This window comes from Roseobacter litoralis Och 149 (assembly GCF_000154785.2).
GTDB lineage: Bacteria > Pseudomonadota > Alphaproteobacteria > Rhodobacterales > Rhodobacteraceae > Roseobacter > Roseobacter litoralis.
Window position 1 is genome coordinate 3,002,910 of the sequence record NC_015730.1, and the last position, 21,413, is coordinate 3,024,322.

The following is a 21,413-nucleotide window of genomic DNA, read 5'->3' on the forward strand; positions in this document are numbered from 1 at the left end:
AACCCGTCGTTGCCTAAAGCAGATGCAGGCGGTAGATGTAAGAAATGAAAACTGTTCCAAAGAAAACCACCGATGACGCGCTCATTCAGGAATTTCTGAACAAGGGCGGAAAAATCAGTGTCGGCAAAACCAAACCGCCGCCCAGCGAGTTGGGGCTAAGCAAAAATGTATGGAACCAGAAGCTGACCCGCGAAGAAAAAGCCGCGCGCGACAAAAAGCCTGAGTAACCGCGTTCAAATCTCTTCTTCAGACTGCTGGCGACGCCACAGTTGCGCATAGCGGCCCTCGCGCGCCAACAGCGCGTCATGCGTGCCACGTTCGACAACCACGCCTTTTTCCAACACGATGATCTGATCCGCCTCGGCGATTGTGCTGAGCCGGTGCGCGATTGTAATCACGGTGCGCCCACGGCCAGCTTGCATCAGCGCGTCTTGAATGTCGGCTTCGGTTTCAGAATCCAATGCCGATGTCGCCTCGTCCAGCAACAGGATGGGTGGGTCCTTGAGCAACGTGCGCGCAATGCCGACCCGCTGCTTTTCCCCGCCCGACAGCTTCAGTCCGCGTTCGCCAACAGCCGTTTCGTAACCCTCAGGCAAGGACATGATGAAATCGTGGATCTGCGCGGCCTGTGCAGCCGCCACAATCTCCGCCTGGGTTGCGCCGTCCTTACCGTAGGCGATGTTGTAGCGGATGGTATCATTGAACAGCACCGTGTCCTGCGGCACGACGCCAATCGCGCGGTGCAGGCTTTCCAAGGTCACATCGCGCACGTCCTGACCGTCAATGCGCAACGCGCCACTGGTCACATCGTAAAACCGAAACAGCAGCCGCCCGATGGTGGATTTTCCCGACCCGGTCGAGCCGCAGATCGCCACCATCTGACCGGGGTCCGCCATGATCGAAACCCCCTTCAGGATGGCGCGATCCGTACTGTAGCCAAAGTGCACGTCGTCCAGCTCAATGCGCCCGCCTTCGACCCGCAGGGGCTTGGCATCGGGGGCGTCGACCACTTCTGCCGGTTGCTCCAGCAGATCAAACATCTCGCCCATATCCACCAGCGCCTGCCGGATTTCGCGGTACACCGTGCCCAGAAAATTCAGCGGGATGGTGATCTGCAACATATAGGCGTTGACCATCACGAAATCACCCACCGTCAGCGTCCCGTTCTGCACCCCGACAGCCGCCATGACCATCACCGCAATCAAGCCTGACGTGATCAGCAAGGACTGGCCAAAGTTCAGGAACGTGAGGCTCAACGCGGTTTTGATCGCGGCATCCTCATATTTTTCCATCGCCATATCATAGCGCTGCGCTTCTCGTTTTTCGGCAACAAAGTATTTGACGGTTTCAAAATTCAGCAGGCTGTCGATGGCCTTTTGATTGGCATCCGTGTCCTGATTGTTCATCTCACGGCGCAGTTTGACGCGCCATTCCGTCACCGCAAAAGTGAACCAGACGTACAAAACAATCACGACGGCCACGACCAGCAGGTAATAAAAATCAAAATAGAGCGCAAAGATGATCCCCACGAGGATCAGTTCAAAGATCAGCGGCCCGATGGAAAACAGCAAGAAACGCAAAAGGAAATCAACGCCCTTGACACCGCGCTCAATGATCCGGCTCAAGCCCCCGGTCTTGCGGGTGATATGATAGCGCATGGACAGGCGGTGAATGTGGTTGAAGGTCTCAAGCGCCAGCATGCGCAGCGCGCGTTGCCCGACCTTGGCAAACACCGCATCACGCAGCTGTTGCAGGCCCACCGTCATCAGACGCGCCATGCCATAGGCCACGGTCATACCAATGGCGCCAAGGGCGAAAAGCGGCACGCCCTCTTCGGCCAGCGCATCGACCGCGCCCTTGTAGAAAAACGGCGTCGCCACCGAAACCAGCTTGGCCAAAATCAACAGCGCAAGCGCCATCAACACCCGATGACGGACCCAAGCCTGATCCTGCGGCCACAGGTATGGGGCCACCTTTCGAATGGTGCGCCAACCCGACCGGCGTTCTGTTTCTTCGATGTTCTGCTCGGCGCTGTCAGTGGTCTGATCGGCGGCGGTATCACTTGGCATGTAAGGTCCTGTCACGTCTTAGAAGCCGTTACCTAAGACACCGGACACAGCTTGGCCAGTACGCCGCCCCAATTAGTCTGCAGGAAGGTCGAATACCTGCCCCGGATAGATCAGATCAGGGTCGCGAATTTCACCGCGATTTGCCTCAAAGACCTGCACATAAAGCAGGCCTTCGCCATATCTGTCGCGTGCAATGGCCCAAAGTGTGTCACCCGCCTGAACCGTGATCGCCTGGATTGACCCGGTTGCGGCTTGCGTGGCCGCCGCCAGAACCGCCGGGGCTTCGCGCTTGAACGGCGTTTCCAGCCGGCTTGTCACCGCGCCATCCTGTCCGAGCGCATCAACGCGCAGCCTGTAGACACCCGCCGCGACATCTATGATGACACCGCGCCACAGACCATCAGGGTCTACACTCATGCGCGCCACTGCCCTGTTGTCGAGATAAGCGCGCACTTCGACAGCATCGGCGCCAGCGCGCCCGCCAAGCTGCACGGCACCGTCGTCAGAATAGCTGATCGTATCGAGCATGACCCGCGACACCGGTGCCGTCTGAACGCGGGAAACCCCCTGCTCATCTGAACGCAAAACCGCGACGTCTGTCCCGCGCGGTGCATCGCTCACGTCATCACTGGCGCGCGGCGCATCCGCCAGACCTCCAACATCCGCTGACTGCGCAACCTCGGCACCGCTTTGCGTGGCATCGGGCGCTGGTGCAGCGCTCGCGGCCGTTTCCTGCGCCTCTTCGGGGGTCGCATCCGCAGACGCATCACTACGGGCTGCGGGTTCAGCAAATGCCCCCGCGTCGTCGCTTGCACCCGTTGACGCAATCGCGATATCCGGTTGTGCCGGAGTTGTCTCTGCTTCGGGCTGCTGTGCCTGCGTGTCTGCGGGCGCTGTGGAACGCGGGGCGATGGGGGTGAGAATGATCTCATCCGCTGATGCGACGGCACTATCGCCAGTTCCACTGCGCAGGGTCAGGCTGCGGGCGCTCTCATTCGCAGAAACGGAACCGACCGCGGCAAAGGCACCACTGGCATCGGCCTGCGCCGAGGTGACCACCTCTCCGTCTACCAGCACATCGACGTCGGCCCCCGGCTCTGCACGCCCGGCGATCACCATCGTGCCGCCCGTATCCACCCGCACTTCGTCAATCGTGGGGACGGTCGCGGTGACTGTTTCGGCAGTCTCGGCAGGCGCAACCGTCTCGTCAGCCGTCGCAGGGTCCGTCCCACTGGCAGCGGCATCTGGCACACTCTGGCGCTCACCGGCGGGTTCCCCTGGTGTCACGACCGTGTTGGCCCCTGCTCTCTCGGAAGCCTCAAGAACCGCCACGGCCTCTTCACTCAGGCGACCGGAATCGCGCAGCGACAGGAAAGCGGCAGCCGCAATCAGCCCCGCAATCACAAGGCCCGCCGTCAGCAGACCTGTGCTTCTGGATGGGTTGGCAGACCCATTATCGTTCATTTTGATCTCTACTTTTCGGGTTCACGCGCAGAAATGCGTTGCAGACGTTGAGCCTACATAACAACTGCCCTATCACTGGTCAAAACGAATGCAGTCATAAATCCGCGATTTGAAACAAGAAAGTCACGCCGATGCCCCCAAAATCCGTCTGTGTCTATTGTGGATCCCGCCCCGGAACCGACCCCGACTTCATGCGCGATGCGCAAAACATGGGCCAAATGATCGCCGAAGAAGGATGGCGTCTGGTCTATGGCGCAGGCGACGTCGGACTGATGGGCGCGGTGGCGCGCGCGGCACAGGCGGCGGGCGCTGACACCTTTGGTGTAATCCCGCAACTTCTGGTGGATTGGGAGATCGGGAAGACCGACCTGACGACCTATGTGATCACCGAAACCATGCATGAGCGCAAGAAAGTCATGTTCATGAATTGCGATGCCGTGGTGGTGCTGCCCGGTGGTGCGGGATCGTTGGATGAGATGTTCGAAGCCCTGACATGGCGGCAACTCGGCTTGCATCAAAAGCCGATCTTTCTCTTGAATACAAATGGATACTGGGACCCTCTGGTGTCGCTCCTGAACCATGTGACCGCCCATGGCTTTGCCGATGAAACGCTGCATGGGTATTACACCACCGTCCCCGATCCCGAAGCCTGCCGAAAAGAGCTGCACCGCGCGCTGGCGTAGAATGCGCTGCGCTGGCAGTCGCACGGTACAAAAAAAGCCCCGCGCCATCAGGGATGACACGGGGCTTTACATCGTCGTCAGTCACATGATTACATGCGGGACGCGACGTTCTCCCAATTGACAAGGTTGTCGAGGAAGTTCGTCAGATAAGCAGGGCGCTTGTTGCGGAAATCAATGTAGTATGAATGCTCCCACACATCGCATCCGAGCAATGCGGTCTGTCCAAAACACAGCGGGTTCACGCCGTTTTCCGTCTTGGTCACCGACAGCGAACCGTCAGCGTTTTTCACCAACCAGCACCAGCCTGACCCGAACTGGCCTGCGCCTGCGGCGGAAAACTGTTCCTTGAAGGCATCAACAGACCCGAAACTTTCGGTCAGCGCTTTTTCCAGTTCACCGGGCATCTTGCTCTCACCCGGGCCCATCATTTCCCAGAACTGATTGTGGTTCCACAACTGGCTGATGTTGTTGAAGATGCCACTCTGCGCCACGGAAGTGGCGTCATAGGTGCCCGTGATGATGTCTTCCATGGACTTACCTGCCCATTCGGTGCCTTCAATCGCCTTGTTGCCATTGGTCACATAGGCGTTGTGGTGCAGGTCGTGGTGGTACTCCAACGTTTCAGCAGACATGCCTTTGCCAGCCAGAGCATCGTGCGCGTAAGGAAGATCAGGAAGTTCAAAAGCCATTGTCGGGCCCCCTCTAGGTTATTCAATGCGGTGTGTAGTGCAATGAAGCGCTACACGCTCGCAGTTCAAGTATCAGGGCGCGCAAAAAGTTCCAAGCATATAGACAAAAGCGATCCTGCAGCCGCTCAACGTTTTTTGCAGGTGCCTTTGCCTCCGACCAAGTTGGAATATCCGGGCATGGTCCCCCGAATGACAACCGTGTTCTTTTCGGCATCCAGATTAATCGTGTAGAGGATAGTCAACGGTCGTGGTCTCGCGGGGATATTACTGACGCGGTAGGTCATGCGATATCTGCCCCTTCCACGGTCTTTCAGGTCGACCTCGATTGGTTCGCCGTGCACGAGGTCGATGACAGCATCGTAGACCATAGCGGTGCCAGCCCCCGGCTCAAATTGCAGGGCCACAACACTACTTACAAACCCTTCGCCATTCCCTCGGACGTCACACACATACTCCAGTGCCACGGCCGGTGATGCAAAGGCTGCAAGTGCAGCTGTGGTAACCAAAAATTTCTTCATTACATTGACCTGTTTTAATAGAATTCTCACGCGCGAGGTTAGAAGAAAGCTGACGTAAAGAAAAGGTAGAAACAGGTACCGCCCCAGCGCCACTCGTTTCAATTGGGCCAGATAGACGAAAAGTTCGATAGGGAAATTCTGTTTGCTCAAAGAGTGGTTTCAACCTCGCGCGCAGCTACGCTGAACAAATGACCTGCCGAAAAGGCTTTGGACGACCAGTGTAAGAAATTGACGCACGTCCGGCGCCTATCATTGGCGGGCACCAAGACATGTCCCACTGCAAATGGGGCCAATCGCGACAAACCGGTCCAGATCGCATTGAATTTCGGGCAAAAGGGGCGGATGCCATAAGACACCCGCCCCCATTTGTCTGCCCCTGATGTTCTGGTGTTATTCAGTGATGGCCGGTGCCGGTTCAGGCTCAGCTACCGGATTGGCGGGGTCTATGACGGCAGTGCCCGGTTCAACTTCCGAACCGTTTGCGCCGAGAAACGCAAGCCCTGCAACAAAGAGCCCGATGAGAAGCAATCCGACAACAATACCTTTGCCACCGATGCCTTGGTTGTGCTGTGAGTAGTCTGACATGATCTTCTCTCCTTTTCTGAGAATTTCATGATGACGGGTACACGGCGCGCTGCAATATAAGCGGAAATCCCCGACAGCTTTCGGCGGGTGACAGCCTTTGCGCCCCAACCCCATCGGCTGAGCACCGCGCATTTGGCCCGTCCGGGAACTTGCGCTATACTAAACGTGAACTGAGAGAACGGAGAAACTTCATGAGCGAACAAATGTTGGCAGTACTCGGATTTGGCAGCATCGGCGCGATTGCCATCGTCTTACTCGTGCTGGAACGGCGCGGCATCGCCAAACGCAAAGCAGCGCGTGGCGGACGTGAAGTAGATGTCAGCAATCTGATCGCATTCGGCTCTGCCGCAGGCGAGAACAAAAAGTCGGATGGCGCGTCAAAATAAGCGCTGAAAGTCATTTGCGAAAAAAAAGCTCAGCACCATCAGAACTCCGGTGCGCGCCCGCACGGCCATCACGTCGCAGTTACCTGCCCCCCTCATCACGCGCGATGGCCAGACGCACGTTATCAAAACGCTATCGCATGCCGTGCGGATGGCAGGCGCGCGTGGTATGGCATCGCGTCGTAATATACCCTTGATCAGTCCTTGAATAAACGCGCAGTACGCCAGAAGCGGATGGTGGACCTGAAGACTCTGCCCACCGCCTTCATGCGTAAACCGGCCACGCGCGACATCATCTCGCATGTAACACCTCTGCTCTTGATCGTTTGCCCCTTTTGCGCCGCCCATTTGATCGCTACATGAGTACTTCAATGCTGCAAGAGGGCTTTATGACGTTCTGGATTATCTCTGCTGGACTGGCGATTGTTGTGGCCCTTTTATTGGTACTTGCCCTGCGTGCCCCAAAACGCAGCGCAACCGAACCAGCGGCGGCTTATGATCTGCGTGTTTACCGCGATCAGCTGCGCGAAGTGGACAAGGATCTGGCGCGTGGCGTCGTGGATCCCGCAGATGCAGACCGGGTCCGTGCCGAGATTTCGCGCCGCATCCTCGCGGCTGATGCCGCCTTGCAAACCGATGCGCTTGAAGCGGACGCAAACAAAGGCGCCCCAAGTCTTGTCGGGGCCATTCTGGCGGTGGTTCTGATCGGTGGCAGTCTGTGGCTGTATATGACCATCGGCGCGCCGGGCTACGGCGATCTGGCGCTCAAGGATCGCATCGTTCTGGCCGAAGAAGCCCGCGAAAATCGCCCCCGCCAGCAAGAAGCCGAAGACAGCCTGCCCGCCTATGTGGCCCCGCCGGACATCAGCCCCGATTACGTCGCGCTGGTGGAACGGCTGCGCGAAGCCGTGGCGGCGCGCCCCGAAGATATTCAGGGTCTGACCCTTCTGGCGCAAAACGAGGGGAACCTCGGCAATTTCCGCGCCGCCGCCCGCGCGCAGGGTGAAATTCTGCGGCTGCGCGGCGATGACGCCACCAGTGAAGACTACGCGAACTACGCTGACATGCTGGTGCTGGCAGCGGGTGGCTATGTCTCTCCAGAGGCGGAAAGCGTGCTGAGTCAGGTGCTTGCTCTGGACCCCACCAATGGGGCGGCGCGCTATTACATCGGCCTGATGCTGGCGCAAACCGGACGGCCCGACAATGCGTTCCGCATCTGGGATCAGCTGTTGCGCGAAGGCCCGCGCGAGGCCGCCTGGATCGAACCTGTCCTCGCCCAGATCGAAGACCTCGCGTTCCGGGCCGGTGTCAATTACCAACTGCCCGAAATCGGCCCCGGTCTTGACGCTCCCGGCGGCCCGAGCGCTGCCGACATTGAGGCCGCAGGTGAGATGAGCCCCTCCGAACGCCTCGAGATGATCGAAAGTATGGTGCAGGGCCTTTCAGACCGGCTTGGCACCGAGGGCGGCCCGGTGCAGGACTGGGCACAGCTGATCACCGCACTTGGCGTCTTGGGCCAGACGGGGGCGGCGCGCAGCGTCTATGAAAACGCCATTCAGGTCTTTGCCGACGACACCCGCGCGCTTGATCTGCTGCTGCGCGCCGGACAACGGGCGCAAGTGGCCGAATGATCCTTGAAGATACCGCTGACTTTCTCGCGGCACTTGCGCCGATGCGCAGCCTCATGGGCCTTGATCTGGGCACCCAGACCATCGGTGTCGCCGTAAGCGATACGTTCCTGTCGGTGGCCACGCCTTTGGAAACCATCAAACGGCGTAAGTTCACGCTGGACGCCGCCCGTCTGGTGGAAATCGCTTCCGAACGGCGGCTTGGCGGGCTTGTGCTGGGGCTGCCGCGCAATATGGACGGCTCCGAAGGGCCGCGCTGCCAATCCACCCGCGCCTTTGCCCGCAATCTGGAAAAAACCATCGGGTCGGACCTGCCCATCACCTTTTGGGATGAGCGCCTGTCCACCGTGGCTGCCGAACGCGCCCTGCTTGAGGCGGATACGTCTCGAAAACGTCGCGCAGAGGTCATTGACCACGTCGCCGCAGGGTATATCCTGCAAGGCGCATTGGACCGCATCCGCGTGATACGCGCAGAACAGGATCAAAAATGAGTGACATCTGGAAGCGGGACGAAGTCGAAAGCCCCTGCATCAAAATCTGCGTGATCCACCCCGAGGCACGCCTGTGCACGGGCTGCCTGCGCTCCATCGATGAAATCACGATGTGGTCCAAACTCTCACCCGACGCGCGGCGCATGGTGATGGACGAATTGCCAAGCAGACAGGGGCTGCTCACCAAACGTCGCGGCGGACGGGCCGCACGGCTGGCCCGCTGACCGGTCAGCCCATGTGACGGCCTGAAATCCGGACCGGTTACCACCCGACGAAACACACCAAAGCGATCTTGAATAAAGCCACCCGCGCGCACATCTATGACGTGCAAGGCAGCGGGTTTACGCTGCCTTTTTTAATGTCAAAACAGGGAAACGCGACATATGAAATCTACCAGAATTTGCTTCGGTGCCTTTGGCGTCTTGATGCTCACCGCCGGATCCACCCTTGCGGACGGACACGGCGCTGTCGGGGATGATGTCATCGCCGCACAACGGGCGGCCTTGGCCAAAAATACGCAAGGCGCCGGTTTTGGGCCACAGTCCCCGCGTGACCTCGAAACGCTGAGCGGCAACAACGCGCGCGCCTTCGGCACGGCCCCCGCATTTACGCAAATGAACCTGTGCAACATCCACTTTCATGAAAACGCCGAACACCGTGGCGGCGAATTCACGGCATTTGCCGGGAACGGCGATGGGGCGGGCGCAGGAACGGGGTTCAGATACAATGGCACCCTGTCCGAGGCTGAGCTTGCACCCTTGGGACGCACAATCGGCGCCGGAAAATACGGCGATCTGGCACCGGGTGACACAATCGAACTGCATTACGTGCACACCACCGCGCAGGTCGCGCCGGGCCCAACGCTGGGCGCTTGTCTTGCCGAGTCCATCGGCAACCCCCAGCTGCGTGTCGAGGCGCAGGTTTATGTGCTCGTCAACGATCCCGAAGCGGCAGATTTCGTGACCCTGACCCAAGTGGAACAGGTCGATGGCCTTTATCAGGCGGTCAACATTCCCACCGACACCGGCACCCCAATCGCCTACAACGGATCGACAACCGGCCCCTCTTTCAACGAACAAGGATCGCCCCTGCAGGTCTCGTGGAGCGTGCGACCTGAGGTGATGAAGGTCTCCATCACCAGCGTCGAGACATGGCTGTCCGACAATATTTTCAGTGAGGGCGAAGCCCATGGCGTGCGCAATCTCGTCGTGAACCCGGACCTGATTTCCGACATCAACTAGAGCGTCTGGCAAAATATCTGAAACATCAAGCATCACGTAACGCGTTGAAATCTTTGATTTCAGGCAGCGTTACGTGATGGTTCTGGTCTGTCATCAGACCCAACAGGCGACCAGATACCCGCCCCACACCCTTGTGCACATTTGTGACAAGGGCATGGGGCGGGTCCATCACGCTATACTTACGCCGACTGCAATTTCCGCGCCTCTGCCCCTGCGAGGTCCAGCAAATGCTGCATGAAAGGCTTGTCCAGATCATCACTGCGCACAGCCGCATAAAGACGCCGCGTGATCCCTTGGGCCGTCAGGGGGCGCGTGACGTAGTCGGATGAATATTTCACCTCGCGCACCACCCAATCGGGCAAAACCGCCACTCCCCGGTTGGACGCCACCAACAGCAGAATAACGGCCGTCAGTTCCACCTGCCGGATCGCCGCGGGTTCGACCTTGGCCGGGATCAGCAGCTGGCTGAACACGTCCAGACGCGAACGCTCCACCGGATAAGTGATCAGGGTCTCGCCACGAAAATCGCCCGCCTCGATATAGGGTTTCTGGGCCAGGGCATGGGTGCTGGCCGCCACGAAAACCGGCGCATAATCAAAGAGTTCGACAAATTCCACACCGGGCAGATCCTCGGGGTCAGACGACACCACCAGATCGACTTCCTCCTTCAGCAGCGCGGGCAGCGCGTCAAAGGCCAGACCGGGGCGGATGTCCACGTCGACCTCCCCCCAGGCTTTGCGAAACTGTTCCAGCACGGGAAACAGCCACTCAAAACAGGCGTGGCATTCAATGGCGATATGCATCCGCCCCGTGCTGCCCGCGCGCAAGCCGGTGAATTCATCCTGCAATGCCTTGACCTGCGGCAAGACCTGCCGCGCGAGTTTCAGCAAACGCATCCCCGCCGGAGACAGCTTGAGCGGTTTGGACCGGCGCACGAAAAGCTCAACCCCCGCCTGATCCTCCAAGCCCTTGATTTGATGGCTCAAGGCGGATTGCGTGATATGCAACTGGTCCGCCGCACGCGCCAGCCCCCCCGCCTCATGGATCGCTTCAATCGTGCGCAGATGGCGAAACTCAATATGCATACAGAACTCATGTTAAAGATGAAAGTTATGAATTTGTTTCATTTTTAATTCTGTGGCACAAGTCATGAAAAATCCGAGGATACATTGATGCCCATCCCAGCCGTTTCATTCGAAGTCTTCCCGCCCCGCTCCATTGATGCGTCTTTCAAGCTTTGGGATACCGCGCAGGCGCTTGCCCCTCTGGCCCCACGGTTTTTCTCAGTCACCTACGGCGCGGGCGGCACGACACGCGATCTGACCCATGATGCGGCCTATACGTTGCACAAATCATCCGGACTGCCGGTCGCCGCGCATCTGACCTGCGTGGGCGCATCAAAGGCCGAAACCCTCGCCATCGCGCAACGCTTCGCCCAAGCCGGGATCACGGATATCGTTGCCCTGCGCGGCGATGCACCCGACGGCAGCACTGGCTTCACCCCGCATCCGGACGGGTTCGCCAACTCGGTTGAGTTGATAGAGGCCCTGTCACGCAGCGGTCAATTCACGCTGCGCGTCGGTGCATACCCCGAAAAACACCCCGAAGCGAGCAGCCAGCAGGCCAATATCGACTGGCTCAAGGCCAAGGTTGACGCAGGCGCTTGCGAGGCGATCACGCAGTTCTTCTTTGAGGCGGATACCTTTCTGCGGTTTCGCGACGATTGCGCGCGCGCGGGCATCTCCGTCCCAATCACACCCGGCATTCTGCCCATCACCAACTGGACGAACGCCCGCAAATTCGCGCAGCGCTGCGGGACATCCATCCCCGCGTGGCTCGATCAGGCGTTTGACGCGGCCCTGCGGGATGACCGACACGACCTGCTGGCCCGTGCGTTATGCACCGAACTCTGTTCGGATCTGGTGGACGAAGGCGTCGACAGTTTGCATTTCTATACCCTCAACCGCCCGGAACTGACGCGCGAAATATGTCATGCATTGGGTGTCACACAGGCCGTTACAGGTGTTATGGACGTTGCGTAAACCTTGAAGCCGCGCACCAGCCGCTTAGTGTCTCAACAACACTTATTGCGGAGAACCAGATGCCCTACGCTGCCCAAACCCCTGACGATTTGCTGCCCCGCTCTGAAATCCTTGGCATGTCGGGGCTGACCTTCATGCAGCGCGTGCTCAAGGGAGAGATCGCAGGCGCCCCCATCGCGGCGACACTCAATTTCAACCTTCTGGAAGTCGAAGAGGGCCGCGTGCGCTTTTGCGGCACCCCGGAATTCAGCGCCATGAACCCCAGCGGTGCCGTGCATGGCGGCTGGTATGGAGCCTTGCTCGATTCGGCACTGGGCTGCGCTGTGATGACCAAAGTGCCGCAGGGTTCGGTCTATACGACGCTGGAGTACAAGGTGAATATCACCCGCGCCATTCCCCTCGGCATGTTCGTCCATTGCGATGCCGTGGTGGATCACGCAGGCCGCACCACCAGCGTGGCACATGGCGAAATTCGCGGCGCCGAGGATGGCAAGCTCTACGCAACCGGATCTACGACCTGCATCATTATGAAACCGGGCTAAAGACGATATACCGAGTAGATGGACAACATTTAAATACGTGCTCGTCGCAGTTGCCTTTGTTTTGGGGTCGTTTTTAATAGCGACGGTCGAATCCATGGTAAAATTGCCGGATTTCAAAACCTACAACCTTGCTGCCGCAGAAGCTCAGGTGCAGCGCGCCCTTTCGGCGAAGGATCCGAACTTGAAATCCAGCTGGGACACCAAGAGAATAACCGTCTCAGACTGCAAGATCATCGAAACGCGATCTTCGGCGCAAGCTTGCGAAATGGGCTGGTCATTCTATGCGACGACCGCGTTCATCGATCTGAAACACCACAGAGCCGCCATCAATTTGACAGCTGCCCACTTAAGGGAAGGCGGCACGGTGGTCTCGATGGTGCGTTTGACGCCCATCGGTGCGTGGCGCGACACCGCGCAGAGGTTCGATGCGGAGGAAAAAGAACTGCTTTCAGCGGAACGCATCAGGCGGGGCGGCGGATCTCAGACGGCGGTCAACGTGTCTGACGCGCTGATGTCAGATCGTTCCATCGACGATTTCAAATCCTACGACAGGGCCGACTACTGCGTCGGGGGCAGCGGCATTTCGACCAGTCGCGGTGTATTTGGTGTGCAGAGCGACGTCTTGAAAAATGCCGCAACGGCGTTTTAAAGCGTCTGACGAAATACCTGAGACATCAAGTATCACGTAACGCGTTGAAATCTTTGATTTCAGGCAGCGTTACGTGATTCAGGTTTTTCGCATGACGCTTCAGGATCTCATGCATATCTGCCGCGGCAGATGGTGGCCGCGCATCATTACTGCCAATGAATTGCAAGCCGGGTCGCTCGAATAGCCGCGCACGCTGATGCTAGACTGCCCGGCCAAACGCCATTCTGCGCCGGGGTGCGGGACGTGCGGCCGCGCGCAAATGCACGCTGTCATGCATCCGCTCGGAGGAGTCCGTCAGCGCCACACGCGCACGGCGCGTCACGAACCACTTGCCGCGCCCGCGAAAGGTGCCCAGCATCGGAGCATTCGGATCACAGGGAAACCGCCTTGCCCAGCCCTCGGGCAGCGGCAACCCGGCCAACTGCGCGCGCTCCAGCATCCAGACCAACGGGATGTTGGACAGGGGCCGCGCGTCCTCGAACCCGCCCAGCTGCCCGCCGATATCGCCATGGGTTCCGGGAAACCAAAGCTGCTCCACCCGGCCCTCGAAACCATCGGGCGTGTTCCACATCACCGGCGCATAGGCCGCGCGGGTTTCATCCAGCGCCACCGCGTGAAACCCCGCCTTGACATTATGGCTCAGCGCATCGCTGTGAAACGCATGCGCCTTTTCGCTCAACCGCCACAGCACGGGCATATTCAGGCCCAGCGCCTTGACCGTATCCCACACACCAATCATTTCAATCTCGACGTTCTGCAAACATTTTGCCCGGGAAAAGGCGCGTGCCACGTCGCTCTCCGGGTTGCCTTGATAATGGCGGTAAACATCACGAATGTTCCGCTCCGTCGCGACCTGCGCGCGCAACAGCCCCATCATGTCAATGACACCCGCAAGGCTGCGCACCGCATAGGCACCGCGCGAATATCCCATGAGGAAAATGCGATCCCCCGGTCTGTAGCGCGATGCAAGGTAGCCATAGGCGCGTCTGATCTGCCGGTTGATGCCGCGCCCGATCATCACATCGCGCGCGGACCGCCAGTCAGTCCATTGCAGGCCGGGTTCATAATAAATCGACAGTTGCGCGCCCATCTCGCGGCACAGATGATAGGCGATCCCGGCGTTCGTCTCCTGACCGGGATTGAGCGACGACATCGTGCCGTCGAGAATAATAACATGCGTGACCGGCCCGCGGCGGGGTCCGAAGTCCTGCGCTGGCCGACGCCAGATCGCCCGGCGCAGCCAATGCCAGGTTTTTCTATTCGGCCGCGATAGCCTCACTGTTTAACAACTCCCAAACCTTCAGCGGTGTAAACGGCATATCCGCCTGCCGCACGCCATGCTCCCAAAGCGCATCCTGAACTGCATTCGCCACAGCGGCGAGGGCGCCAACCGTGCCGGCCTCTCCACACCCCTTCATCCCCATGATATTCGCCGTTGAGGGCACGGGTTCAGAGGTAAAGCTGATGTTGGGCACACCATCCGCCCGCGGCATCGCGTAATCCATGAAACTCGCGGTCAGCAACTGGCCCTGCTCATCAAAAACCACATGTTCGCTGATCGCCTGCCCGATGCCCTGTGCGACACCGCCATGCACCTGTCCTTCGGCCAGCATCGGGTTGATAAGATTGCCAAAATCATCAACCACCGTATAGCGATCGACGCTGACAACACCGGTATCGGGGTCAATCACAACCTCGGACACATGGCAGCCATTGGGGAAACTGCGCGCAGGCAGGGTCGCGCGTGCCGCGTGACTCAACAGATCATCGCGGCCCTTTTCACGGGCCAGTTCGGCCACTTCCAACATGGTCGGCGTCATATTGCTGCCATCCGCGCGGAAGCGTTCATCGTCAAAACTGATCTCAGATGCTGGCACGCCCATTTCATCGGCCAGAAACGCTGTGAATGCCGTGGTCATGACCTCAACCGTGGCCAGCGTCGCCGTATTCTGCACGGTAACGGAGCGTGACCCGCCAGTGCCGCCGCCCTGCGCAATCTGATCACTGTCGCCCTGCACGACAAAAATCTGATCCGCCGGTATCCCGGTCTGATCACTCAGAAACTGGGCATAGACGGTTTCATGCCCCTGTCCTGTGCTTTGTGTGCCGACATAGATGCTCACGGTGCCATCCTCATTGAACGCAATCTTTGCGCCTTCACTAGGATCACCCAAAATACTTTCAATATAGTAACACAGCCCCAGACCGCGCAGCAGACCCTGGCCCGCGTCGGCTTCTTTGCGCGCCGCAAAGCCCGCAAGATCGGCCTCAAGCTCAGCGCGGCGCAGCACTTTGTCGAAATCCCCGACGTCATACAACTCACCGGTCGAGTTCTGATAGGGGAACTGATCAGGCTTGATGAAATTGATCCGCCGCAATTCCAGCGGGTCCACACCGAGGGTCCGGGCCGCGCGGTCAATCAACCGCTCCAGCACGTAAATCGCCTCGGGTCGCCCTGCGCCACGATAGGCGTCCACATAGGTCGTGTTGGTGTAAATCCCCTCGACCCGCAGCCATGTGGCCTGCACATCATAGACCCCCATCAGCACCCGGCTGAACAGCTGGCTCTGGATGAACTGCGCATACATGCTGTTGTAAGCGCCAAGGTTGCAGCGCGTATGCACGCGGTATCCGATGATCTTGTGGTTTTCATCAAAGGCAAATTCGGCAAAGCTCGTCAGATCGCGCCCGGCGTTATCGGTCAACATCGCCTCGGTACGCTCCGACATCCAGCGCACGGGCTTGCCGACAGTTTTGGCGGCATGGGCGGCCAGCGCATATTCCGGATAGGGGAACCCCTTCATCCCGAAACCACCGCCCGTATCCGGGTTGGTGACCCGCACGCGTTCTGCGTCGATGTTCAGCAATTCCGCGATCTCTGATTTCTGCGCCCAGACGCCCTGCCCGCCCACAGAAACATGGACCCGCTCGCCCTCCCATTCGGCATAACATCCGCGCGGCTCAAGCGAATTGACGATGATGCGATTGTCCGGCACCTCCAGCGATACCGTGTGCGCAGCGGCGGCAAATGCGGCGTCCGTGGCGGCCTCATCTCCCATGCCCCAGTCAAAGGCCACGTTGTCAGGGGCCTCGGCGTGCAATGGCGCGCCACCGGCCTGAATATCCATCTTGGCGGGCAACTCATCATAGGACAGGTCGATCAATTCCGCCGCATCGCGCGCCTGATCGAGCGTCTCCGCCACGATGAACGCCACAGGCTCGCCCACAAAACGCAAACGCTCCTCTGCGAGGATTGGTCTGCGGGGGGCCGCACCCATGCTGCCATCGAGGTTCTTGACCGTCTGGGCGGACATCGATTTGGTAATCCCGGCAGCCTTCAGATCATCTGCCGTCAGCACCGCGTGCACGCCCGGCGCGGTGCGCGCCTCCGCCACATCCAGACCGGTGATCACCGCATGGGCCACAGGCGCGCGAAACACAAAAGCAAAGAGCGCACCCTCAGGCGCGATATCATCTACATAGCGACCTTCACCTGTGAGAAAACGAACATCCTCAACCCGCTTTACGGGCTGTGATTTGCCAAATTTTTCCATGCGATGCCTCCTTGCATACCGACCTCTGTCATTGGGACAGTAGCGGTGGTGACCCGCTTGTCCAGTGCTGAGACCTGTCATAACATGATCGCCGGCACCAACGGACCGACGCGCCGTTTTGCGGCACGCAGATTGATGTCGCAAACAGAACAGAAGCCCGCCCGCACCAGCGCGATCATTCAACCACACGACCCGGAGGATCAGATGCCCCACCCCTTGCCACTGGAACAGGGCCGACTGATGCAAGCCCAGACAGATCAGTACTGGCGCGACGGCTATCTCTTCCCCCTGCAGGTGATGCCCGCGCGTGAGGCGACCGCCCTGCGCGCCGAGCTTGAACAGATCGAGGCGGATTACCTCGATGCGGGCCTGCCCCTGCCGCTCAGCACCTATAAGCGTGTCAATTCGCATTGCGTGATGCCCATGGCCCACCGCATCGGGTCCGACCCGCGCATTCTGGACGTCGTCGAAGGTATCCTCGGCCCCGACATCATGATCTACGCGGTGGAATTCTTCATCAAGGAACCCCGCACCAACCAGATCGTCTCCATGCATCAGGACCTGACCTATTGGGGCCTCGGCGCGATTGACGGGCTGGTCACCGCATGGCTGTCGCTCTCGCCTGCGACGCCTGCCTCCGGGTGCATGGATTTCGTGCGCGGCTCACATAAAAACGCGATCCTGCCGCATGAAGATACCTTTGCCGAGAATAACCTCCTGTCGCGCGGGCAGGAAGTGCAGGTCGATGTGGCGGACGCCGACAAGGTGCCCATCGAAATCCACCCCGGCCAGATCTCGCTCCACCACGGGCTGACGATCCATGGCTCCGGCCCCAATACCACCGATGATCGCCGCATTGCCGCCGTCATCCGCTACTGCACGCCGGATGTGAAACAGCAGGTGGCCGAGGTCGATTATGCCCTCCTCGCCCGTGGCACAGACAGGCACGGCCATTTCGCCAGCTTCCCCGCGCCATCGGCGAATTTTGCCCCCGATGCCCTCGCGCAGTATGATAAAATCCGCGCCGCACAGGCCAAGGCGATGATGTCCGGTGCCAAAAAACAAGGAACCCTCTACGGATGATCGACCGCGTCAGCTTTACCCAGATGAAAGACGGCACCAAGGAAGACTACGACTTCCTCACCGAACACGAGACCGCATACACCAAGGGCACCGCCGACCGCCTGCTCAAGGCGCTGGTCAGCCTTGATGAAAGCCTCTCGGGCTACCAGATCACCCGCCTTGGCCACTCGCTGCAATCGGCCACCCGCGCCGAACGCGATCGCGCTGACACGGATTGGATCGTCTCCGCCCTGCTGCATGACATCGGCGACATCTTTGCGCCCTACAACCACGACGAATACGCCGCCACCATCCTGCGCCCCTTCGTGCGCGAACAATGCACGTGGGTCGTGGAAAAACACGGTGACTTCCAGATGATCTATTACGGCCACCACGTCGGCGCGAACCCGCACAAACGCGACGCCTACCGCGACAGCGCCTATTTTGACGACTGCGCGCAGTTTTGCGAACGCTGGGACCAGTCCAGCTTTGATCCCGCCTATGACACCCTGCCGATTGACCACTTTGTCGACCGGGTGCGCGCCGTCTTTGCCCGCACGCCTTACGATCCGGCCATCATCCGCCCCGGTGCGCGCGAACCGCTGATCAGCACATAAACCGCACGCCCGACCTTTCCCTTTGCGGCGACCTCGGCTAGATCATCGCGCAAGCAAGGGTAAAGGACGCATGTAATGGCGCTGGACAAGACATTCGACGCAAAAGAGGCCGAAGCACGCCTCTACGCCGCTTGGGAACAAGCGGGCGCATTCAAGGCCGGGGCCAATGCACGGGCAGGTGCTGAAACCTTTTCGATCATGATCCCCCCGCCCAATGTGACGGGCTCGCTGCACATGGGGCACGCGTTCAACAACACGCTGCAGGATATCCTGATCCGCTGGCACCGCATGCGCGGCTTCGACACGCTCTGGCAGCCGGGCACGGATCACGCGGGCATCGCCACGCAGATGGTCACCGAACGCGAAATGGCCGCGAATGGCGAACCGACCCGCCGCGAGATGGGGCGCGAAAAGTTCCTCGACCGTGTCTGGCAGCAAAAGGTCGCATCCCGCGGCACCATCATCGGGCAACTCAAACGCCTCGGCGCGTCGTGTGACTGGTCACGCGAAGCCTTCACCATGGGCGGCGCACCGGGCGACCCCGACGCAGGCAACGGCCCGAATTTCCACGACGCGGTCATCAAGGTCTTCGTGGACATGTATAACAAGGGCCTCATTTATCGCGGCAAGCGGCTGGTCAACTGGGACCCGCATTTCGAAACCGCGATCTCGGACCTCGAGGTCGAGAATATCGAAGTCGATGGCCACATGTGGCACTTCAAATACCCGCTCGCCGGGGGGGCCACCTATGAATACGTCGAAAAGGACGAGGACGGAAACGAGACCCTGCGCGAGACCCGCGATTATATCTCAATCGCCACGACCCGCCCCGAAACCATGCTGGGCGATGGCGCGGTTGCCGTGCATCCGTCAGATGAACGTTATGCACCAATCATCGGAAAGCTCTGCGAAATCCCGGTTGGGCCCAAGGAACACCGCCGCCTGATCCCGATCATCACCGATGAATACCCCGATCCCACCTTCGGCTCGGGCGCGGTCAAGATCACCGGCGCGCATGACTTCAACGACTATGCCGTCGCCAAGCGTAACGACATCCCGCTCTACCGCCTGATGGACACCAAAGCCGCCATGCGCGATGACGGCGCGCCCTACGCCGAGGCCGCAGCGATTGCGATGGCCGTTGCGCAAGGCGAGCGCACCCTCACTGAGACCGAAGCCGACGCGGTCAACCTTGTACCAGGCGAGTTGCGCGGCCTCGACCGGTTCGAGGCCCGCAAGGCAGTCGTGAAACAGATCACCGCCGAAGGGCTGGCCGTCATGGTCCCCGTCGCCAACCCCGACCCCGAAGACGCCTTTCTGCCCGTGGACGAACCCTTCCTTGAGCCGCTGGTTGAGAGCAAAAAGATCATGCAGCCCTTTGGCGACCGCTCCAAAACCGTCATCGAGCCGATGCTGACCGACCAGTGGTTCGTAGAAACCTCCAAAATCGTGCAGCCCGCGATTGACGCGGTGCGCAATGGCGAGACCCAAATCTTCCCCGAGCAGGACAAGAAGGTCTATTTCAACTGGCTGGAAAACATCGAACCGTGGTGCATCTCGCGCCAGCTTTGGTGGGGGCATCAGATTCCGGTGTGGTTTGATCATGAAGGAAACCAATTCTGCGCTCCCAGCGAAAAGGCCGCTATTGAAGCGGCGACAAGCTTTTGGTCAAAGCGTATAAGCGATCCGTGTGAAGTCCGATTACGAAACAACGAGGATATCGCCGTAGCCGACATCAAAGGAGTGCGGACACCTCCAGTACCAGCTTTAGAGTATCAGAGTCCTGTAACTGCCCTAGGATTGGAAGGTAAGTTCGTGGTCATTCTCGACCGTGACCCCGACGTCCTCGACACATGGTTCTCCTCCGGGCTCTGGCCCATCGGCACGCTCGGCTGGACGGGCGACGCCGAAGCAGACGCAGCAAACGAAGCGCTGCAAAAATACTTCCCCACCTCCACGCTGATCACCGGCTTTGACATCATCTTCTTCTGGGTCGCCCGCATGATGATGATGCAATACGCGGTGACGGGGCAAAAGCCGTTCTCGACCGTCTATGTCCACGCGCTCGTGCGCGATGAAAAGGGCAAGAAAATGTCCAAGTCCTTGGGCAACGTCATCGACCCGCTCGACATGATCGACGAGTTCGGCGCGGACGCCGTGCGCTTCACCCTCACCGCCATGGCCGCCATGGGGCGCGATCTGAAACTCTCCACCCAGCGCATCGCGGGCTACCGCAATTTCGGCACCAAATTGTGGAACGCCTGCCGCTTTGCGGAGATGAACGAAGTCTTTGCCCAGCGCGCGGCGCGCACCGACGTGATACCGACGCAAAACCGACCTCCTGCCGACGTCGAACAGGCCGTGAACAAATGGATCATCGGAGAGACCGCAAAAGTCCGGCAAGAGATCGACGCGGCCCTCGAAAACTACCGTTTCAACGACGCGGCCAATGCGGCCTATGCCTTTGTCTGGGGCAAGGTTTGTGACTGGTATGTGGAACTGTCCAAACCCCTGTTGCAGGACGAAACCAACGCCGAATACGCCGCCGAGACACGCGCCACGATGGCATGGGTGCTCGATCAATGCATGATCCTGCTGCACCCCGTCATGCCCTTCATCACAGAGGAACTCTGGGCCGCCACCGGCACCCGCGAAAAGATGCTCGTCCACGCCGACTGGCCCACTTACACAACAGCAGAACTGGTGGATGAAGCCGCTGACGCAGAGGTAAATTGGGTCATCAGCCTGATCGAAGCCATCCGCTCTGCCCGCCAACAAATGCATGTGCCCGCAGGCCTATATGTCCCGCTGATCGTCACCGAGATCGACGCCGCCGGACAGACCGCTTGGGCGCGCAACGAGGTGATGATCAAACGCCTCGCCCGCGTCGAGGCACTTGAGCACGCAGACAGCTTCCCCAAAGGGACAGTATCGCTTGCCGTGCGGGGCGCGTCCTTTGGGCTGCCGCTGGCCGACATCATTGATATCGCTGAGGAAAAATCGCGGCTTGAAAAGTCACTGGGCAAGCTCGCCAAGGAGCTTGGCGGGCTGCGCGGGCGGTTGAACAATCCGAAATTCGCAGCCTCCGCCCCGCCCGAAGTGGTCGAGGAAACCCGCGCCAATCTCGCCCTGCGCGAAGAGGAAGAAGCCCGGCTGAACCAGGCGCTCGCGCGATTGGCCGAACTGGGGTAAACTG

Annotated in this window: 21 protein-coding genes; 13 read left to right on the plus strand and 8 right to left on the minus strand. The window is 59.6% G+C overall.

The window, feature by feature from the left end; genetic code table 11:
- Positions 1 to 44: 44 nt before the first annotated feature.
- Complete coding sequence (locus RLO149_RS14305; RefSeq protein ID WP_013962811.1) at positions 45 to 227, plus strand: hypothetical protein; 183 nt, start codon at positions 45 to 47, stop codon at positions 225 to 227.
- A 6-nt stretch (positions 228 to 233) separates the two neighbouring features.
- On the opposite strand, the gene RLO149_RS14310 is transcribed toward RLO149_RS14305, so the two are convergent.
- Positions 234 to 2,069 (minus strand): ABCB family ABC transporter ATP-binding protein/permease, encoded by a 1,836-nt coding sequence (locus tag RLO149_RS14310; protein ID WP_013962812.1) that lies wholly within the window; start codon positions 2,067 to 2,069, stop codon positions 234 to 236.
- A 72-nt stretch (positions 2,070 to 2,141) separates the two neighbouring features.
- Positions 2,142 to 3,533, minus strand: coding sequence for a LysM peptidoglycan-binding domain-containing protein (locus RLO149_RS14315; RefSeq protein WP_013962813.1), 1,392 nt, complete (start codon positions 3,531 to 3,533; stop codon positions 2,142 to 2,144).
- A 131-nt stretch (positions 3,534 to 3,664) separates the two neighbouring features.
- Between RLO149_RS14315 and RLO149_RS14320 the strand changes: the two genes are divergently transcribed.
- A complete protein-coding gene (locus RLO149_RS14320) occupies positions 3,665 to 4,216 on the plus strand; it encodes an LOG family protein (RefSeq protein ID WP_013962814.1) in 552 nt (183 codons plus the stop codon).
- 89 nt (positions 4,217 to 4,305) lie between these two features.
- On the opposite strand, the gene RLO149_RS14325 is transcribed toward RLO149_RS14320, so the two are convergent.
- The 3 genes from RLO149_RS14325 to RLO149_RS14335 form a co-directional block, all read right to left on the minus strand.
- On the minus strand, positions 4,306 to 4,905 hold the full coding sequence (locus RLO149_RS14325; RefSeq protein WP_013962815.1) for a superoxide dismutase: 600 nt from the start codon (positions 4,903 to 4,905) through the stop codon (positions 4,306 to 4,308).
- A gap of 125 nt (positions 4,906 to 5,030) precedes the next feature.
- On the minus strand, positions 5,031 to 5,423 hold the full coding sequence (locus RLO149_RS14330) for a hypothetical protein (RefSeq protein ID WP_013962816.1): 393 nt from the start codon (positions 5,421 to 5,423) through the stop codon (positions 5,031 to 5,033).
- 390 nt (positions 5,424 to 5,813) lie between these two features.
- Positions 5,814 to 6,008, minus strand: coding sequence for a hypothetical protein (locus RLO149_RS14335; protein WP_044025363.1), 195 nt, complete (start codon positions 6,006 to 6,008; stop codon positions 5,814 to 5,816).
- Between the two features lie 191 nt (positions 6,009 to 6,199).
- Between RLO149_RS14335 and RLO149_RS14340 the strand changes: the two genes are divergently transcribed.
- The 5 genes from RLO149_RS14340 to RLO149_RS14365 all read left to right on the plus strand — a co-directional run bounded on the left by RLO149_RS14340 (position 6,200) and on the right by RLO149_RS14365 (position 9,751).
- Positions 6,200 to 6,394, plus strand: a complete 195-nt coding sequence (locus RLO149_RS14340) for a hypothetical protein (RefSeq protein ID WP_013962818.1) — start codon at positions 6,200 to 6,202, stop codon at positions 6,392 to 6,394.
- Between the two features lie 386 nt (positions 6,395 to 6,780).
- Positions 6,781 to 8,022 carry a c-type cytochrome biogenesis protein CcmI gene (gene ccmI, locus RLO149_RS14350; RefSeq protein WP_013962820.1) on the plus strand — a complete coding sequence of 414 codons (1,242 nt, stop codon included), beginning with the start codon at positions 6,781 to 6,783 and terminating at the stop codon, positions 8,020 to 8,022.
- On the plus strand, positions 8,019 to 8,510 hold the full coding sequence (ruvX, locus tag RLO149_RS14355) for a Holliday junction resolvase RuvX (RefSeq protein WP_013962821.1): 492 nt from the start codon (positions 8,019 to 8,021) through the stop codon (positions 8,508 to 8,510). Before ccmI ends, ruvX begins: the two co-directional genes overlap by 4 nt.
- The gene (locus RLO149_RS14360; protein ID WP_013962822.1) at positions 8,507 to 8,734 is read left to right on the plus strand and encodes a DUF1289 domain-containing protein; all 228 of its coding nucleotides are present in this window, start codon (positions 8,507 to 8,509) and stop codon (positions 8,732 to 8,734) included. Before ruvX ends, RLO149_RS14360 begins: the two co-directional genes overlap by 4 nt.
- 159 nt (positions 8,735 to 8,893) lie before the next feature.
- Positions 8,894 to 9,751: a delta-class carbonic anhydrase gene (locus RLO149_RS14365; protein WP_013962823.1), complete on the plus strand. Its 858-nt coding sequence runs from the start codon at positions 8,894 to 8,896 to the stop codon at positions 9,749 to 9,751.
- A 179-nt stretch (positions 9,752 to 9,930) separates the two neighbouring features.
- Here RLO149_RS14365 and RLO149_RS14370 read toward each other — a convergent pair whose 3' ends face one another.
- The gene (locus RLO149_RS14370; protein ID WP_013962825.1) at positions 9,931 to 10,836 is read right to left on the minus strand and encodes a LysR family transcriptional regulator; all 906 of its coding nucleotides are present in this window, start codon (positions 10,834 to 10,836) and stop codon (positions 9,931 to 9,933) included.
- Positions 10,837 to 10,923: 87 nt separating this feature from the next.
- On the opposite strand from RLO149_RS14370, the gene metF reads away from it, so the two are divergent.
- The 3 genes from metF (at position 10,924) to RLO149_RS14385 (ending at position 12,984) form a co-directional block, all read left to right on the plus strand.
- Positions 10,924 to 11,793: a methylenetetrahydrofolate reductase [NAD(P)H] gene (metF, locus tag RLO149_RS14375; RefSeq protein WP_013962826.1), complete on the plus strand. Its 870-nt coding sequence runs from the start codon at positions 10,924 to 10,926 to the stop codon at positions 11,791 to 11,793.
- A 59-nt stretch (positions 11,794 to 11,852) separates the two neighbouring features.
- Positions 11,853 to 12,335, plus strand: a complete 483-nt coding sequence (locus tag RLO149_RS14380; protein WP_013962827.1) for a PaaI family thioesterase — start codon at positions 11,853 to 11,855, stop codon at positions 12,333 to 12,335.
- 94 nt (positions 12,336 to 12,429) lie between these two features.
- Complete coding sequence (locus RLO149_RS14385; RefSeq protein WP_013962828.1) at positions 12,430 to 12,984, plus strand: hypothetical protein; 555 nt, start codon at positions 12,430 to 12,432, stop codon at positions 12,982 to 12,984.
- A gap of 199 nt (positions 12,985 to 13,183) precedes the next feature.
- Here the strand turns inward: RLO149_RS14385 and RLO149_RS14390 are convergent, their stop codons facing one another.
- Both RLO149_RS14390 and RLO149_RS14395 read right to left on the minus strand, forming a co-directional pair.
- Entirely contained in the window at positions 13,184 to 14,263 is a 1,080-nt protein-coding gene (locus RLO149_RS14390) for a DUF2235 domain-containing protein (protein ID WP_052304804.1), read from the minus strand.
- Positions 14,241 to 16,538: a xanthine dehydrogenase family protein molybdopterin-binding subunit gene (locus tag RLO149_RS14395; protein ID WP_013962830.1), complete on the minus strand. Its 2,298-nt coding sequence runs from the start codon at positions 16,536 to 16,538 to the stop codon at positions 14,241 to 14,243. The genes RLO149_RS14390 and RLO149_RS14395 overlap by 23 nt, the downstream gene beginning before the upstream one ends.
- Positions 16,539 to 16,742: 204 nt before the next feature.
- On the opposite strand from RLO149_RS14395, the gene RLO149_RS14400 reads away from it, so the two are divergent.
- From RLO149_RS14400 to RLO149_RS14410, 3 genes are all read left to right on the plus strand, one after another.
- Entirely contained in the window at positions 16,743 to 17,621 is an 879-nt protein-coding gene (locus tag RLO149_RS14400) for a phytanoyl-CoA dioxygenase family protein (RefSeq protein WP_044025684.1), read from the plus strand.
- The gene (locus RLO149_RS14405; protein ID WP_013962832.1) at positions 17,618 to 18,217 is read left to right on the plus strand and encodes an HD domain-containing protein; all 600 of its coding nucleotides are present in this window, start codon (positions 17,618 to 17,620) and stop codon (positions 18,215 to 18,217) included. Before RLO149_RS14400 ends, RLO149_RS14405 begins: the two co-directional genes overlap by 4 nt.
- Positions 18,218 to 18,292: 75 nt before the next feature.
- Entirely contained in the window at positions 18,293 to 21,409 is a 3,117-nt protein-coding gene (locus tag RLO149_RS14410) for a valine--tRNA ligase (RefSeq protein WP_013962833.1), read from the plus strand.
- Positions 21,410 to 21,413: the final 4 nt, after the last annotated feature.

Excerpts from the sequence above, each read along its gene's own strand:
- RLO149_RS14385 (WP_013962828.1), top strand. The coding sequence starts at position 12,430 with ATGGTAAAATTGCCGGATTTCAAAACCTACAACCTTGCTGCCGCAGAA.
- ruvX (WP_013962821.1), top strand. The coding sequence starts at position 8,019 with ATGATCCTTGAAGATACCGCTGACTTTCTCGCGGCACTTGCGCCGATG.
- RLO149_RS14370 (WP_013962825.1), bottom strand. The coding sequence starts at position 10,836 with ATGCATATTGAGTTTCGCCATCTGCGCACGATTGAAGCGATCCATGAG.
- RLO149_RS14325 (WP_013962815.1), bottom strand. The coding sequence starts at position 4,905 with ATGGCTTTTGAACTTCCTGATCTTCCTTACGCGCACGATGCTCTGGCT.
- RLO149_RS14335 (WP_044025363.1), bottom strand. The coding sequence starts at position 6,008 with ATGTCAGACTACTCACAGCACAACCAAGGCATCGGTGGCAAAGGTATT.
- ccmI (WP_013962820.1), top strand. The coding sequence starts at position 6,781 with ATGACGTTCTGGATTATCTCTGCTGGACTGGCGATTGTTGTGGCCCTT.
- RLO149_RS14365 (WP_013962823.1), top strand. The coding sequence starts at position 8,894 with ATGAAATCTACCAGAATTTGCTTCGGTGCCTTTGGCGTCTTGATGCTC.
- RLO149_RS14405 (WP_013962832.1), top strand. The coding sequence starts at position 17,618 with ATGATCGACCGCGTCAGCTTTACCCAGATGAAAGACGGCACCAAGGAA.
- RLO149_RS14310 (WP_013962812.1), bottom strand. The coding sequence starts at position 2,069 with ATGCCAAGTGATACCGCCGCCGATCAGACCACTGACAGCGCCGAGCAG.
- metF (WP_013962826.1), top strand. The coding sequence starts at position 10,924 with ATGCCCATCCCAGCCGTTTCATTCGAAGTCTTCCCGCCCCGCTCCATT.
- RLO149_RS14320 (WP_013962814.1), top strand. The coding sequence starts at position 3,665 with ATGCCCCCAAAATCCGTCTGTGTCTATTGTGGATCCCGCCCCGGAACC.
- RLO149_RS14315 (WP_013962813.1), bottom strand. The coding sequence starts at position 3,533 with ATGAACGATAATGGGTCTGCCAACCCATCCAGAAGCACAGGTCTGCTG.
- RLO149_RS14330 (WP_013962816.1), bottom strand. The coding sequence starts at position 5,423 with ATGAAGAAATTTTTGGTTACCACAGCTGCACTTGCAGCCTTTGCATCA.
- RLO149_RS14395 (WP_013962830.1), bottom strand. The coding sequence starts at position 16,538 with ATGGAAAAATTTGGCAAATCACAGCCCGTAAAGCGGGTTGAGGATGTT.
- RLO149_RS14400 (WP_044025684.1), top strand. The coding sequence starts at position 16,743 with ATGCCCCACCCCTTGCCACTGGAACAGGGCCGACTGATGCAAGCCCAG.
- RLO149_RS14340 (WP_013962818.1), top strand. The coding sequence starts at position 6,200 with ATGAGCGAACAAATGTTGGCAGTACTCGGATTTGGCAGCATCGGCGCG.
- RLO149_RS14305 (WP_013962811.1), top strand. The coding sequence starts at position 45 with ATGAAAACTGTTCCAAAGAAAACCACCGATGACGCGCTCATTCAGGAA.
- RLO149_RS14360 (WP_013962822.1), top strand. The coding sequence starts at position 8,507 with ATGAGTGACATCTGGAAGCGGGACGAAGTCGAAAGCCCCTGCATCAAA.
- RLO149_RS14380 (WP_013962827.1), top strand. The coding sequence starts at position 11,853 with ATGCCCTACGCTGCCCAAACCCCTGACGATTTGCTGCCCCGCTCTGAA.
- RLO149_RS14410 (WP_013962833.1), top strand. The coding sequence starts at position 18,293 with ATGGCGCTGGACAAGACATTCGACGCAAAAGAGGCCGAAGCACGCCTC.